Origin of the sequence: Parasedimentitalea denitrificans (assembly GCF_011813015.1) — a bacterium.
Lineage (GTDB): Bacteria > Pseudomonadota > Alphaproteobacteria > Rhodobacterales > Rhodobacteraceae > Parasedimentitalea > Parasedimentitalea denitrificans.
On sequence record NZ_QHLQ01000007.1, the window covers coordinates 81,369 to 96,591 of the forward strand.

At 55.6% G+C, this 15,223-nt stretch carries 14 protein-coding genes; 8 read left to right on the top strand and 6 right to left on the bottom strand.

Features of this window, described 5'->3' with window-relative positions; translation table 11 throughout:
• Positions 1-31: 31 nt before the first annotated feature.
• Positions 32-895, top strand: a complete 864-nt coding sequence (locus DL239_RS09150) for a class I SAM-dependent methyltransferase (protein ID WP_167683703.1) — start codon at positions 32-34, stop codon at positions 893-895.
• Here the strand turns inward: DL239_RS09150 and thpR are convergent.
• Positions 887-1,438 carry an RNA 2',3'-cyclic phosphodiesterase gene (gene thpR / locus DL239_RS09155; RefSeq protein ID WP_167683704.1) on the bottom strand — a complete coding sequence of 184 codons (552 nt, stop codon included), beginning with the start codon at positions 1,436-1,438 and terminating at the stop codon, positions 887-889. The genes DL239_RS09150 and thpR overlap by 9 nt on opposite strands.
• A gap of 21 nt (positions 1,439-1,459) precedes the next feature.
• A complete protein-coding gene (locus DL239_RS09160) occupies positions 1,460-2,446 on the bottom strand; it encodes a 2-hydroxyacid dehydrogenase (RefSeq protein ID WP_167683705.1) in 987 nt (328 codons plus the stop codon).
• A gap of 266 nt (positions 2,447-2,712) precedes the next feature.
• On the opposite strand from DL239_RS09160, the gene DL239_RS09165 reads away from it, so the two are divergent.
• From DL239_RS09165 to DL239_RS09180, 4 genes are all read left to right on the top strand, one after another.
• Positions 2,713-3,186, top strand: coding sequence for an SH3 domain-containing protein (locus DL239_RS09165; RefSeq protein ID WP_167683706.1), 474 nt, complete (start codon positions 2,713-2,715; stop codon positions 3,184-3,186).
• 221 nt (positions 3,187-3,407) lie between these two features.
• Positions 3,408-4,427 carry an ABC transporter substrate-binding protein gene (locus DL239_RS09170; protein ID WP_167683707.1) on the top strand — a complete coding sequence of 340 codons (1,020 nt, stop codon included), beginning with the start codon at positions 3,408-3,410 and terminating at the stop codon, positions 4,425-4,427.
• A 148-nt stretch (positions 4,428-4,575) separates the two neighbouring features.
• Positions 4,576-5,343 carry an ABC transporter ATP-binding protein gene (locus tag DL239_RS09175; RefSeq protein WP_167683708.1) on the top strand — a complete coding sequence of 256 codons (768 nt, stop codon included), beginning with the start codon at positions 4,576-4,578 and terminating at the stop codon, positions 5,341-5,343.
• Complete coding sequence (locus DL239_RS09180; RefSeq protein ID WP_167683709.1) at positions 5,336-6,145, top strand: ABC transporter permease; 810 nt, start codon at positions 5,336-5,338, stop codon at positions 6,143-6,145. The genes DL239_RS09175 and DL239_RS09180 overlap by 8 nt, the downstream gene beginning before the upstream one ends.
• Before the next feature lie 82 nt (positions 6,146-6,227).
• Here the strand turns inward: DL239_RS09180 and DL239_RS09185 are convergent, their stop codons facing one another.
• The gene (locus DL239_RS09185) at positions 6,228-6,836 is read right to left on the bottom strand and encodes a carboxymuconolactone decarboxylase family protein (protein ID WP_167683710.1); all 609 of its coding nucleotides are present in this window, start codon (positions 6,834-6,836) and stop codon (positions 6,228-6,230) included.
• Between the two features lie 126 nt (positions 6,837-6,962).
• The gene (locus tag DL239_RS09190) at positions 6,963-7,655 is read right to left on the bottom strand and encodes a nitroreductase family protein (RefSeq protein WP_167683711.1); all 693 of its coding nucleotides are present in this window, start codon (positions 7,653-7,655) and stop codon (positions 6,963-6,965) included.
• Positions 7,656-7,836: 181 nt separating this feature from the next.
• Here DL239_RS09190 and DL239_RS09195 point away from each other — a divergent pair, with 181 nt between their 5' ends.
• Entirely contained in the window at positions 7,837-8,613 is a 777-nt protein-coding gene (locus tag DL239_RS09195; protein ID WP_167683712.1) for a helix-turn-helix transcriptional regulator, read from the top strand.
• Positions 8,614-8,722: 109 nt separating this feature from the next.
• Here DL239_RS09195 and DL239_RS09200 read toward each other — a convergent pair whose 3' ends face one another.
• Both DL239_RS09200 and nrtS read right to left on the bottom strand, forming a co-directional pair.
• Positions 8,723-10,003 carry an adenylate/guanylate cyclase domain-containing protein gene (locus DL239_RS09200; RefSeq protein WP_167683713.1) on the bottom strand — a complete coding sequence of 427 codons (1,281 nt, stop codon included), beginning with the start codon at positions 10,001-10,003 and terminating at the stop codon, positions 8,723-8,725.
• Positions 9,993-10,304 carry a nitrate/nitrite transporter NrtS gene (gene nrtS, locus DL239_RS09205; RefSeq protein ID WP_206188407.1) on the bottom strand — a complete coding sequence of 104 codons (312 nt, stop codon included), beginning with the start codon at positions 10,302-10,304 and terminating at the stop codon, positions 9,993-9,995. Before nrtS ends, DL239_RS09200 begins: the two co-directional genes overlap by 11 nt.
• A gap of 394 nt (positions 10,305-10,698) precedes the next feature.
• Here nrtS and DL239_RS09210 point away from each other — a divergent pair, with 394 nt between their 5' ends.
• Together DL239_RS09210 and DL239_RS09215 are read left to right on the top strand one after the other, a co-directional pair.
• On the top strand, positions 10,699-12,594 hold the full coding sequence (locus DL239_RS09210) for a methyl-accepting chemotaxis protein (RefSeq protein WP_167683714.1): 1,896 nt from the start codon (positions 10,699-10,701) through the stop codon (positions 12,592-12,594).
• A gap of 290 nt (positions 12,595-12,884) precedes the next feature.
• On the top strand, positions 12,885-15,098 hold the full coding sequence (locus DL239_RS09215; protein WP_167683715.1) for an NADP-dependent isocitrate dehydrogenase: 2,214 nt from the start codon (positions 12,885-12,887) through the stop codon (positions 15,096-15,098).
• Positions 15,099-15,223: the final 125 nt, after the last annotated feature.

Here is a 15,223-nt window from a genome sequence, read left to right on the forward strand (position 1 = left end):
CCAACAGATCAGACAAGTCCGAGAACTCTATTTGAAAACAGATTTGGTAACAAAGGGCTGCATCTTATGCAGTGGGGAAAACTTTAGCCTCCTGGCCGAGTGCGACCGCTATGGCTTTGACCTTAATAAGCAAATTTGCGACGATTGCGGCCTAGTTCAAACCTACCCAGCGCTGAGCCAAAGTTTTCTCAACGAATTCTACGAAAATCACTACAGGAAGCTTTACACAAAATCGTTGGACGTGGACTATGCTAAGTTCAGCGAAGAGCAGGAAGAAAAAGGCGAGCGATTTCTTGGCTTTCTGAACACCGCAATTTCGGGCCAGAGCTTGTCAAACTTCAGTATCATTGAAATTGGATGCTCGTCCGGTGGAATTCTGAATTACTTGTCGGCGCACTGTAAGGCGGTACAAGGGTGTGATTTGGATGCGAATGCAATTCAGTTCGCCCGAGACACTCATTCGTTAAACGCCGAGGTTGCGCATTTTCCTTCGACGATACCTAGCGGGCCAAAAATCTTTATTCTTTCCCATGTACTTGAGCATGTCCCTAACCCCAAAGATCTATTGCATCGCATCCGTTCAGCGATGACGCCAGAAGACTACGCCTTTGTAGAAGTTCCAGGTTTGAACATTGTCGCAGATGGATCTTACAGTAACGATCTGAGATCGTACTTTCATATAGCTCATGTTGCTGACTACACCGCTTCCACCCTAGCTTCGATGATGACGAGTTGCCGCTTTGAAACGGTCACCTGTGATGAAACTGTAACCGGATTGTTCAAGCGGTCGGAGAACTCGGAAGGTGAGGTAGTAAAAAGCCCCGGTGATTCCGTCGGCAACGTACTTAAAATTGAAAAGACATTCCGCGTTTTCGGCTCTAAAAAATCAACCTAAATCAATCCCACCGTAATCCGCCAGTGGCTCGTAAATTGCCCCATCGCGGTGCAATGTGGATTGAAACATCGAAAACCCAGCTACCGAAAAGCTTGGAATATCCACTTGGCTATGGTCTGCGATAAAACCCTCAAGGCGTTCAGCGTCCCGCCATTGCAATCCACGTCCGAACCGCGCCAACGTCACATGCGGCCTATAGCGTTGCCGGGCCAGTACGATACCTGTGCGATGCGCAGCACGACGTACCTGTTGGTGTAGATCCGTCAGCACCTTGTTTTCAGCGATACGTGCAAACAGAACCTTAGGTGCACCTGTTCCAAAACTGCCAAGCCCGTCAAAACCCAGCTCAAACTCATGAACCGGGATATCTGTTAGTTCGTAGTGCAGGTCTTCCAGTTGCGCGTCAGACTGATCACCCAGAAACACCAGTGTCAGGTGCAGGTTTTCCTCGAGGGTTGGCCTGCCGACAGGTAGGGACAATGCCACCTGAGACAGGGCAGACGTGACCTGATCAGGCAGCTCAATCGCCAGGAAGGCACGCATCCCAATTCCCCCTGCAGGCCATCAGAGCATCGCAGGCACAACCTGATCTGGTGGTCTGTGGCCGTCCTCAAATGTCTTGATGTTCAGCAGGACCTTTTCACCGGTCTCAATCCGCCCTTCCAGTGTCGCGGACCCCATATGCGGCAGTAGCACCACATTGAGCTGCTCGCGCAGTTGCGGGTTGATGTTGGTGCCCTGCTCATAGACATCCAGACCAGCACCGGCGATTTCACCCGCGCGCAGCATCCGTGTCAGTGCCGTTTCATCGATCACTTCCCCACGAGAGGTGTTCACGATCACCGCCTCTGGCTTCATCAATTTCAGACGGCGGGCGTTCATCAGGTGAAAGGTCGAAGGCGTCGATGGGCAGTTGATCGAGATGACATCCATTCGGGCCACCATCTGATCCAGACTTTCCCAATAGGTCGCTTCAAGCGCCTGTTCGGTTTCACTGCGCAAACGACGGCGATTGTGGTAATGCACCTGCATGCCAAAGGCGGATGCTCGGCGCGCCACGGCCTGACCAATGCTCCCCATGCCCAAAATGCCAAGACGACGGCCAGCTATACGACCACCCAGCAGGGCTGTTGGCGACCACCCCTGCCATTCGCCCTTTTGCATGATCGACAGGCCTTCGGGAATGCGGCGCACCACTGCCATGATCAACGCCATAGTCATGTCGGCTGTATCATCGGTCAGCACGCCCGGAGTGTTAGACACCAAAATTCCGCGTTGGCGGGCGGTAGCCACATCAATGTGGTCGACCCCAGCGCCGAAATTAGCGATCAATTTCAATCGCTCACCGGCTTGCCCCAGCAAACGCGCATCAATGTTGTCTGTCACAGTCGGCACCAGCACATCTGCCTGCGACATCGCTTCGACCAATTCTGCGCGGCTTAATGGCGTGTCCTCGGTGCGCAAGGTAACATCAAATAATTCGCTCAACCGCTTCTCAACCGGTTCCGGCAACCGTCGCGTTACGACAACACTCAGACGTTCTCTTGCCACTTGCCCACTCCCATAGCATTTCTATTTAGCCTGTTTTGTGCCATCGTGGCGCAGGATGGCACAGGGCACAAGAACCCTTGCATCCCATCGATGCCAAGTGACGCAGTTTTCTGGAACCAGCCCGCGGGATCCCCGGCAGAGGCAACGGCAAGAAAACGCTTCAGGCGCGGTGGAAAACAGGCAACGATAACAAGAGCGAGCAGCAGGCAGTGACATTTTCGGTTTTAAGATTGCGCCCTTTGGTGGCAGCGCTGTGCGTGCTGCTTATGTCCTCCGTCACCCATGCGGCTGCAAACACGGCACCAGATCAGATTCGCGGCTCGGTGACCAACCTGCCCTTGCCCCGTTATGTGTCGATGAAGGCGTCAGAGGGCAACGTTCGCCGTGGCCCGTCGCTGACTCATCGGATCGACTGGGTGTTTAAACGCCGTGACATGCCGCTGGAAATCACCGCCGAGTACGGACATTGGCGCCGGGTTCGCGACCGCGATGGCGTTGGCGGCTGGGTGCATTATGCGCTGCTGTCAGGTACCCGCACCGTGTTGATCGAAGAAGACATGCTGACCGTTCGGGCACAGCCCAACGAAACCGCGCCAATTACTGCCGCCTTTGAACTGGGCGTGGTTGCACGACTAGGATCATGCTCACAGAACTGGTGCCGCATCTCCGCAGGCGGCTACCGTGGCTGGGCGCCAAAGGCAAAACTATGGGGTGTTACCCCAGAAGAACTGCGCGAGTAATTTCCCCCGGCCGAGAGGCCCCTGTAACCTCGCCAATTTCCGCATATTTTGACGGTTTTCGTGCGGAAATCGCACGTTCGCGGCGTTATTGAACATGATGAGCGATTTCCCAATTCCTTGGATTGACTTGGGTATCCCTGCGGTCAAGATATGGCCAATTGTTACCGCGACCATCCGATCGATACGTCGCGGCAAGGGCCATGACTTTGAGAGGGAAAACCATGATTTCATTGAATCGCCGCAAGGCATTGGCACTGATGGGCGGCACTGTTGCTGCCGCTGGCCTGTCCACTCCGGCGCTGTCGCAGGTTCGCAAGATCACCGTAGGCGCACTGCGTTTCACCAGCCACTCCGCCAGCTTCATCGCGCTACAGCGTGACTATTTCAAAGAGGCCGGTCTGGATGTCGAACTAAAGTTCTTTCAGGCGGCCACACCAATGGCAGTGGCGATTGCCTCGGGTGATGTCGACTACGCCGTGACAGCCATGTCTGGCGGTCTGGTGTCATTGGCCGATAAGGGGGCGATCAAAATCATCGGTGGCGCACTGTCCGAGGAAGCAGGCATCGACGGTCAGAAATACCTGGTCTCTGACGCGGCATTTCAGGCTGGTGTGACTAGCCCGGCCATGCTGGACGGCAAAAGCTATGGCATCACCAGCGCCGGTTCGTCGTTCCACTACATGGGCTCTAAGCTGGCGCAAAAAGAAGGCATCTCGATGTCCTTCAAGCCGCTGCAAAAGGTCGGCGCCATCATCGGTGCGCTGAAATCGGGCCAGATTGATGCATGGTCGATCGTGCCGCACATTGCCAAGCCACTGGCTGGTTCCGGTGCAGTCCACATCATCGGCAACGTATCCGACGTTCTGCCCGACTATCAGGTTACCACCGTGTTCACCTCGGCCAAGAACGCTGCGGATGAACGTGGCATGACTGGTGATTTTCTGGCAGGCTTCTCCAAGGGTGTTTCCGATTACAACAGCACCATGATCGACCGCGCCCATGGCGATGACGGCGTGAACGAGATGGTCGATCTGATCCACAAGTACGTTTATGCTGATCGCCCACGTGAAAAGGCGGCCAAGTCGATCATCAATGGCACCATGCGCCTGAACGAAGGCGCCGCGATGAACACCGCGTCCTTGCAAGATCAGCTAAGCTGGTTCCAGTCCGAAGGTCTGGTTGGTGGTGACATCACCCTGGATACAGTTGTGGACAGCAGCTACGTCAAGACACTGGGTTAATTTCAAAAGTCTTATGCCCGGCCGACAGGCCGGGCAGCGCCTGACCTTCCCCACGGGAAGGCGCTTTGCACCTCCCCAAGGTCAAGCGCCGCCCTGCTCCCCATAGTGTCATGGCATTTTCAGATCCAACACCCACAGGACGTTACCTATGGACATCCGCCTATCAGGCGTCAGCCACCGCTATGACCAAACCGAAGTCTTGCGGGACATTTCGCTTGAAATCCCATCCGGCAAAATTGTCTGCATCGTTGGCCCATCAGGCTGTGGAAAATCCACCCTTCTGCGCCTGATCGGCGGTCTGGAACAGCCCAGCGCTGGCGAGATCCTGCAGGTCGGCACTCCACCGACCGATTGCCTGAACCCGCTGACCTATGTCTTTCAGGATTTTGCCCTGCTGCCCTGGCGCACTGTGCATGGCAATATCTCTCTGGTGCTAGAGGATCACGGCATTCCTAGCCAAGACGCCGATGACATCATCCAGAACGTGCTAGCCCGCACCAAGCTTAGCGATTTTGCCAAGGCCCTGCCCAAGCAACTGTCCGGCGGCATGAAACAACGGGTGGCAATCGCACGCGCACTAGCCGTGAACCCGGCAGTCATGCTGATGGACGAACCCCTGTCCGCGCTCGACAGTCAAACCCGCGAGTTGCTGATGGACGATCTGGTCAACCTATGGACCCGCACACCTTTCACCGCCGTCTACGTCACCCACAATCTGGCCGAGGCCGTGCGTCTAGGCCATTCCATCGTAGTGATGTCCCGACGCCCCGGCGAGATCCGCGAGATCGTGCATTTGGACCAACCACTGGAACAACGTGGGCTGGGCAATGTCGAGATGGAAGAAAAACAGAAATACCTGTGGCAGCTGATGCGCGAAGAAGCGCAGGCAGCAGATGCGGAGCTGATCCATGTCTGACCAAGTCAACACCTTTACAATCCGCCCCGTCCCATTTCGCGGCGGCGGCTTTGCCCCCTCTTCGCGCCGCTGGGTTGGCTTGGTGGTCTTTGTCGTGCTCATCGCACTGGCCGAGATGGGGACCCGACAAGGGTGGATTTCGGCACTGACCCTGCCCAAACCCTCGGATGTGCTGAAAACCTTTGGCGAGCTCTACAGCACAGGCTTGCTGTGGAAACATCTGAGTGTGTCACTGTCCCGCCTGATCGTCGGCGCTGCGCTGGGGGCCAGCGTCGGTATCGCCGTGGGGGTAATGATCGGGTTGTTTTCCTATGTCCGCGCCGGGTTAGTGCCGCTGGTGGCTGCCCTGTTCCCAATTCCCAAAATCGCGCTGCTACCGTTGTTTGTGATCTGGTTCGGCATTGATGAGGGCTCCAAATACGCGCTTATCGCCTTTGGCACTTTCACCCCCACCGTTGTCGCGACTTACGGCGCGGTGGACAATGTGGATCGTGGTCTGATCCGTATGGGCCAAAGCTTTAACCTCAGTTGGTGGTCGATTGTGCGCAAGATCGTGCTGCCCGGCGCCATGCCCGGCATTCTGTCAGGGCTGCGCATTAGTCTGGCAATTGCCATCATCTTGCTGGTCGCGGCTGAAATGCTGGGCGCAGAATACGGAATTGGCGCCTATATCCTAGAGGCCGGATCACTGTACGATCTAGAGCGCCTGTTTGCCGGGGTTACTATTTTGTCGATCCTGGGTGTGACGCTCAGCACTTGCATCGGACTAATCGAACGTCGGCTGTTACGCTGGCGCGTATAAGCTGGCCAACCAAAAACCTAGAGAAGGTCAGGCGCGCCCGGCGTTGCCGCCGGGCGAAACGGTATTAGGAGATCAGCCCGCCCTATGTGTGGCTCCAATCGTCAGGGTTATCCGACTTGTTCGGCGACAGGCCCAGAATGTCGCCCTTGGTTGAACAACCCAGCCCTAAAACAGTGCGGTTGGCGTAGTTAAAATAGGCCGTGACCTGATTGATCTCTAGCACTTCGCCGTCAGTATACCCCGCCGCACGCATTTGCAGCACAATGTCATGTGTCATCCCTCCGGGGTCACGGGTCAGCTGACGCGCATAGTCCATCGCCAGCCTCTGCGCCTCATCCAAAGGAGCGGCATCAATGTTTCGGGCCTCGATCGCTGCCCGCAATGCGTCGGCCTTGGCATCGTCCTGCAACAGGCGTTTCAGGCCTGAAAAGTGGTGTTCAACACAATAGTCGCAGTCGTTCAAACGGCTAACCCACACCCCCAGTGTTTCTAAAAACCACTTGGGAACGGTATTGCCCGTGTGATGCAACACATATTTGTAGATCGCCATGTGCCCCTCCATCGAATGGGGGCGCAGGCTGTGCATCATCATGATGTTGTCGACGTTGTTATCGGGGCCTTTGACCCGGTCGTACAGCATCTTCAGCTTCCCCACCGCTTCGTCGTAGGGGATGGTTTTGATCCAGGCCATAAAAGGCTCCTTGATTTTAGTATTGCCGAAGTGTCGCCTCAAATTCATTGACGTGCAACGTCGAGGTGTAAATTTAGGGGAGGGAAACCACTTCGATCTGTTTGCGCGGCTAGGTCAGGCGGCCCCCTATTCAGCCACCGTCAGGATTTCATCCAGCGGCTTTTTCATCTTGGCGACCTTTGGCACTTTGGCATCCTCAGTTGGATGGCCAACTGCGACTATCATGATCGGCTTTTCTGACGCTGGACGCCCCAGCATTTCGTTCAGAAACCGCATAGGGTTCGGCGTATGGGTCAGCGTAACAAGTCCGGCCTGATGCAATGCTGTCAATAAGAACCCCGAGGCAATGCCGACACTTTCCGGCACATAGTAGTTTTTAAACCGCTCGCCATCATCGAAATGTCCCCAACGCTGGGCAAACACCACGATCAACCACGGGGCCTTGTCCAGATGCGGCTTATCTTCATTGGTGCCAATCGGCTCCAGTGCTTTCAGCCATTCTTCCCCTGCCCCGCCGTCATAGAATTTTTGTTCTTCTTCCTCGGCTGCCAGGCGAATGCGGTGCTTGAACTCAGGATCCGAGATCGCCACAAAATGCCACGGCTGGTGATTTGCCCCCGACGGAGCGGTGCCAGCCGCGCGGATACATTCTTCGATCACCCCGCGCGGCACTGGCCGATCCGAATAGTCCCGGACCGTGTGGCGACGTTTGATGTTGTCATAAAATGCCTTGGCTGCCCCCAACATCTCTGCGTCGCTCATTTCCATGCGATCTGGCAGATCCACGGCTTCATACTCGATGTGGTCCTTTGAAAACACCGCTGCTCTCCCTGCTTCTTTTGGTCTTGGTCTGGTCCACCTATTATGACCACCTCTGACCACCAGACATTCCTCATTGATGAGGAACTTTGACCTGCGGGATGGTTCATGTGATGGTTTACGCCAAAGCAAGACAAACCGGCCCTGTTTAAGTGGCTTACAGAAAACGGTGGACCCGATCATGATCATTGATCAGAAAATGGCGCGCGCCCTACCACCTGCTGCGTTTGACGCCGCAGAGGTCACACGGCTGACTGCTGCAATGGGCTCGCCGAATTATATCACCGCAGCCCTCAACTTTGCTCAGCCAACAACCGGGGCCAGCTTCATCTCGCTGTTTTGTCAGGGCGATCGGGATCATCCCCTATTGGTTGATACTGCTTGTCTACTGGGCCAACGCCGGGCCGACCGCGCAGCCAAGGGGTATGAGCGTCACAGTGCTGATGACCGGAATGCAGCCTATTTGGCTGGCGCCGAAGGCAACGGTGACTTTCTGACGGTTCAACACGATGACAGCATCAAATCCTTCACCTATCGGCGGGATTGCTATGAGCGGCCGGGAATTTCGGCTCGGATTTCCCTGATCCGCCGCACTCCCAAATTTGGGCTCGCTGTAAACCTATACTCCAGCATCGAAGACGGCCCTTTTACGACCGCTATTCATGACGCCGCGACAAGTGTTCTGGGGGTTTTGCTCGCGACAAGCGAACGCCATATCGCCTTTTCCCTACGGGGCAACACATGGCAAGGGCAGGACGTGCAGACCCGTCTGGCCGTCAACTTCCCGGACCTGACCAACCGCGAACGCGAGGTTGCGGCGATGACCATCAAAGGCCGCACCGCCGCCGAGATAGCTGAAATTTTGGGAGTGGCCGAAACCACGGTGATCACCCACCGCAAGCGGGCTTATAAGCGGATGAATGTATCTTCATTGCGCGAGCTGATGGCAACGATCTGAAACAGAGTGCTAAGGAACAACGGCTGTTACAAGTGTCCCGCCGGGCGCACCGGGCAGCGCCTGACCTTTGTGATTATATACCAGCGTTGCAGAACAAATGGACGCCGCTCTAGCCCCCCAACTGCTGCTCAAACTCCTTCTGGATCCGGCGCAGTTCTTCGATAGCGGCGCGAATATCACTGCTGTCGATCACGTTCACCTCGACATGATCACCGCTGCGCGACAACCTCCGGTGTAACAACCGATCCCGGTGTTTGTCTGATCGAAACTCCAGAACCTTGAACACCTCAACCGGCCGCGAGAACCCTTTGGGATTGACCTCGCCGACAGGTTCACAGGCCACATGTTCAGAGATCAAGTTGCAAGTCGTTTCCGAGATCAAAACGCTCCCCGGGTCAGCCAACCCCTCTAACCGGGCAGCCAGATTCACAGGTCTGCCCAGTACGGTGTAATCAAGCCGCTTGTCCGACCCAAAGTTTCCAACAGTACAGTACCCCGAGGTGATCCCCATACGCACCCGCATAGGCTGGGGCACACCCAGCTTTTTCCAATAGCTTTGCAGCTCGCCCACGCGTTGCTGCATCTGCATCGCCATTTCAACCGCCTTCAGCGCATCTTCTTCTTCGCCGTCACTTTCAGGATCGCCAAAGAACACCATCACCGCATCACCGATGAATTTGTCGATGGTACCGCCACATTGGATGGCAATCGAAGACATCTCGGACAGGTAAGAATTGATCACCGCAGTCAGGCGTTCGGGCTCCAATGTTTCTGACAGGTCGGTGAAATCTTCAATGTCGGAGAAGAAAATAGTCAGGTTCTTGCGTTTGGTTGAGGTGCTGCCGTCTTGCTTGCCTGAGAAGATGCTCTCATAGATCTGCGGCGACAGATACTTGGCTAGCCGTGTTGCCAAGTGTTCCAGCTGCGCGCTCTTTTCCTCGATGATCTCACGGTCACGGATTTTCTGCTCCAGCAGTTCCTCGCGTTCGTGCCGCAGGTTCCACTCATCTGTTCGATCAACAAACTGCCCCTGAATTCCATTCAAATAGGAAAAGCTCTCATCTTCGGTCCGCGCCGACATCAGAGCATAGACCCGACTGTTGCCATTGTCCGAGATGTGAATTTCCGGAATTCGTACTGCCCCATGCTCTCGGATACCCGTAATCCAGGTATCTATCTGGGGTCCTGGCACCCCCAACTGTTCCAACACATCAGGAAAGTAAGCGTTGGAAACATTGCCCAAGACTGGGAAGAACCGCAGGAAGTTTTTGTTCACCTTGAGGATTTCAAAGCTCTGATTAGCGTAATATGCTGCTGTGATCGCATTTCTAAAGTTGAAAAAGCTCAGATCGACGATGTTGCTTTGATTGAAAAGATCCTCAACTTTCATTTCGCCCTCCTGGGTAAGCATCCCGGTCACTTCCAGGCGGCGAGAAATCCAGTTTCCATTGCGCCCATTTGCCAGTCACCGCACCCCAGGTCGTCACGCAATAAGGTGTCAGATAGGTCAGCATCACTTTCCATACCGGCGGCATATCCCCTACAACAAGTTGATCTCCATGATTAATCAGGGTCAAAATGGACCCAACCACAAGCGCCGTAGCTAGGGCTTTTTTGGGTGTTCCATCGCCAAAAATCATGTGCCCGACGGTTGGCGCGACTTGGTTGGCTGTATTGGTTTCGGTGTTCAATGTTACCCCCTGACAAAATTTTAAATCGTCACAAATGGCTGCATCTCCTCAAACCGGTCAGTGCCCGGCAAGGTGTGATGCCTGGCCAGTTTAGTGCCAAAGGCCAAAAAAGCATGGATAAAATTGAAACGCAGGCTGGTCCGCGGAGAAAATCCATCAACCTGGCGTTGACAATCTGCTAGAATCACTCTTGCGAAATAGTCTCTTTGGGTTTCAGACGCCCCCTCCCACACAACCACCTAAGGGAGATGTGGCGGGATTCGCGCTCACCCTCAGAAAGCATTCCGCCTGCATTTGACTGCGATACGCCCCCATTCCGGGGGGCGCTAAGGTTTTCTTAGGGGGCGATACCTAGCGGTGGATCGGATTACGCACCGAGAGGAACTCATCTGCGATGACTACTGCACTCTATCGTTTGTCTACCCGTATCTATGCAGTGATTGCGCTGGCCCTGGCCATCGTTTCCCTGCTTACTTTTTTCTTGCTGTCACGTGCTGTCGATAACGCCTACTCGATGCGTGAAATGGAGCTCCACAATGAGACCGATACAGCAATAAGCCTGCTGATAGCGCTAGAAGAGAGGGTTGGTTCAGGTGAACTGACACTTACAGAAGCACAGCAGCTTGGGCGCGACCAACTGAATTCACTTCGGTTTGGGACTGCCGGCTACTTCTTTGTCAACGATCTGGACAACATCGTTCAGGCCCATCCGTTTCGGCCCCAATGGGAAGGGACCGACCAGTCCGCCCTTGAGGACATCAATGGCCTAAAGATCTTTAAAGAAATGCACAAAGTTGCCACCGCGCCAAGCGGGTCAGGCCCGGTTCGCTATTGGTTTCAGAAACCAGATGCGGAAGAGCCGGAGCTGAAGATCGGCTATGTTCAACTTTATAAGCCCTGGGGCTGGATTGTCGGCACTGGCTCTTACGTTTCAGACATCGAAGCCAGTCTGAGCTGGGTGCGTAAGGCGGCATTCGCCACTTTAGCGGCCTGTCTATTTCTACTCGCTGGTGCCGGCTTCATGATCGCACGCAGCATTACCGGGCCTCTGGCGGCTTTGCAGGCACGCATGCAAGGCATGGCCGATGGCGAGATCGAAACTGACGTGCCTGCAACGAACAACCGCAGCGAAGTGGGCAACATGGCGCAAACCGTCGAGGTGTTCCGACAGTCCCTTCTAAAACAACAGGAAATGGAACAGGGCCAAGTTGCCCGTGACAAGGAACGCCGCGGTGTGGTTGAAACCCTTAGCCGACAGCTGGCCTCTCTGTCACGTGGTGACCTCACTGTTCAGATCCAAAAAGCCTTCCCTGCCGATTACGAACAGTTGCGACAGGACTTTAACAAGTCCCTGGCAACGCTGAACGGCACTGTTGTTCAGGTTATCGAGTCCTCTGAAAGCATTCGCAACGGTGCGGCTGAAATCAGTCAGGCCTCGGATGATCTGTCTCACCGCACCGAAAGCCAAGCCGCCACGCTGGAAGAAACCGCCGCCGCGCTGGAAGAAATGACAGCCAGTGTCCGGTCAGCGGCCGAAGGGGCACGCAGTGTTGAAAACCTGATGGAAGAAGCAAGAACCGAAGCGCAGAACAGCGGCACTGTTGTCCAAAACGCCGTTGAGGCCATGAAGGAGATCGAAACGTCTTCTAATCACATCTCGCAGATCATTACCGTGATTGACGATATTGCCTTCCAGACCAACCTGCTGGCCCTAAATGCCGGGGTCGAAGCGGCCCGTGCAGGCGACGCTGGCCGTGGTTTTGCTGTTGTTGCTTCAGAAGTACGCGCTCTGGCGCAGCGATCGTCTGATGCTGCGACCGAGATCAAAACTCTGATTGGCGACTCGTCTCAGCAAGTTGAACGCGGTGTGGACCTTGTCGGCAAGGCCGGTGGCGCCCTAAGCAGCATTGTTCAAAAGGTCACTGACATCTCGCAGCAGGTATCGGGCATTGCCGAGGGTGCCAGCGAGCAGTCAACCGGCCTGACCGAAATCAACACCGGGATGAGCCAACTGGACCAAGTGACCCAGCAAAACGCAGCCATGGTGGAACAGGCAACTGCGGCAGGTCACCTGCTGAACACCGATGCCACAAAACTTGCCGGTCTGGTATCGCACTTTGCGATTACAAGCGGCTCGTCAAAGGTATCGCCAGTGCGAACTTCCTTAGCGGCCGCGCCCTCCGCGCCGACGTCACATGGTGACGATGGTGGATGGGAAGTGGAAGCCGTGCCAATGCGAGCCGCGGCCACTGAAGGCTCCGCTGCCAAAGATCTGTGGCAGGACTTCTAGACTGAAGTCAGGCCAGCCCCAACTTCGGGGGCTTCACACCAATATAAAAAGCCCTCCTTGCCTGTGCCAAGGGGGGCTTTTCTACAAATTTCCGCAAACGCGGCAATATGTTCCGGCAAATTTGGCCACGGGCAATTGAACGTTGGGGCCGCTTGTTCTACATGGTCCCCATAACGTAGACCGCGAGATTCCGAATCCCTGACTCTCTTGCGGCAATATGAGATCCAATAAGGTGCAGTCACACTGCGCCGAAATACTACGCTTCCAATATCGCTGAAAGGTTATGGAACATGGCAGATAAATCAAACTCCGACGTATTGTATACCATCGTAGACGAAGCCCCTGAGCTGGCCAGCGCCTCGCTGCTGCCGATCATCCGCAAGTTCGCAGGCGCCGCTGGTGTAAACGTTGGGACCAAGGATATTTCCCTGGCAGCCCGTATCATTTCGGCTTTCCCTGACAGCCTGACCGAAGAGCAGCGCCAAGCCAACGACTTGGCTGAACTGGGCACATTGGTGAAAACACCAGAGGCCAACGTCATCAAACTGCCAAACATCTCGGCTTCGGTTCCACAGCTGGTTGCTGCGATCACTGAACTGCAGTCACAGGGTTACGCCCTGCCCGACTACCCAGAAGAGCCATCGACAGACGAAGAAAAAGCTGTTCGCGCCGGTTACGATGCCATCAAAGGTTCCGCCGTGAACCCAGTTCTGCGCGAAGGCAACTCGGACCGTCGTTCCGCACGCGCTGTGAAGAACTACGCTCAGAACAACCCACATTCGATGGGTGCATGGGCTGGCGACAGCAAAACCAAAGTTTCGTCCATGCCGGGCAACGACTTTTACGCCAACGAAAAATCCGCGACGATCACTGCTGCACAGGCTGGTGACGCGAAAATCGAGTTCGTTGCCAAGGACGGTTCCGTCACTGCGCTGAAAGACGGCTGGCCGCTGGAAGAAGGCACTGTTGCCGACGCGACATTCATGTCCGCCAAGGCGCTGGCATCCTTCTTGGCTGGTGCGATTGAGGACACCAAAGCCGACGGCACCATGTTCTCGCTGCACATGAAAGCCACCATGATGAAGGTCTCGGACCCGATCATCTTTGGCCACGCGGTCAAGGCATGGCTGGCACCAGTGTTCGACAAGTTCGGCGCTGAAATGGAAGCACTGGGTGTGAACGCAAACTCTGGCATGGGCGACCTGCTGGACCGCGTTGCTGGCAACACCGATATCATGGCTGCCATCGAAGCTGTAAACGCTGACCGCCCCGGCATGTACATGGTCGACAGCGACAAAGGCATCACCAACCTGCACGTTCCGTCTGATGTTATCATCGACGCCTCGATGCCAGCGGTGATCCGCGCTGGCGGCAAAGGCTGGGATGCTGCGGGTAACAAGGGCGACACCAACTGTGTGATCCCTGATCGCTGCTATGCCACCATCTATGATGAGTCTATCAACTTCTTCAAAGCCAACGGCGCAATGGATGTGACAACTGTTGGCTCTGTCGCCAACGTTGGCCTGATGGCGCAAAAGGCCGAAGAGTACGGCTCGCACCCGACCACATTCGAAGCCCCTGCCGACGGTGTGATCCGTGTGGTTCTGGCCAATGGTGACACCCTGCACAGCCACGACGTCGAAGCTGGCGACATTTGGCGCTCCTGCACTGCCAAGAAGGCTCCGATCCTGAACTGGATCGAGCTGGCCATGGACCGTCAGCGCCTGACTGGTTCCGAGGCGATCTTCTGGCTGGACGCAAACCGCGCCCACGATGCTCAGCTGATCGAATATGTCACCCCTGTTCTGGATGCGGCTGGTGTAGCCGACAAGTTCCAGATCATGGCCCCACGTGAGGCAACAGCCCAGTCGCTGAAGACTATCACTGCTGGCAACGACTCCATCGCCATCTCTGGCAACGTGCTGCGGGATTACCTGACCGACCTGTTCCCAATTCTGGAATTGGGCACCTCGGCCAAGATGCTGTCGATCGTGAAGCTAATGAACGGTGGCGGCTTGTTCGAAACCGGTGCTGGTGGGTCTGCCCCCAAGCACGTGCAGCAGCTGGTCGAAGAAAACCACCTGCGTTGGGACTCGATGGGCGAATTCTGCGCCTTGGGTGAAAGCCTGAACTTCCTGGCTGACAGCCAGGGCAACGCCAAGGCCGGTGTGCTGGGTGTAGCAGCCGAGGCCGCGACACAGGGTATTCTGGACAACAACCGCTCGCCTTCGCGCAAGGTTGGCCAGCCTGACAACCGTGACAGCCACTACTGGTTCGCCCGCTACTGGGCCGAAGCCCTAGCAGCACAGTCCGATGACACTGAACTGGCCGCTCACTTTGCGCCAATCGCAGCGGATCTGGCTGCCAAAGAAGAGCAGATCACAGCTGAACTGGCAGCCGCCCAAGGCAAGCCTGCTGATCTGGGCGGGTATTTCCACACTGATCCGGTGAAAACTGCAGCCGTCATGCGCCCCAGCGCCACGCTGAACGCGATCATCGGCTAACTCTCTGCGTATCATAAGAAAAAAGAAGGCGTCCCAGTTGGGGCGCCTTTTTTCGTCGATCCTGGATTGGCCATCTCACGCCTGACCTCAATCACCACAACCCGCACTAAACCGTTTCTTCACCA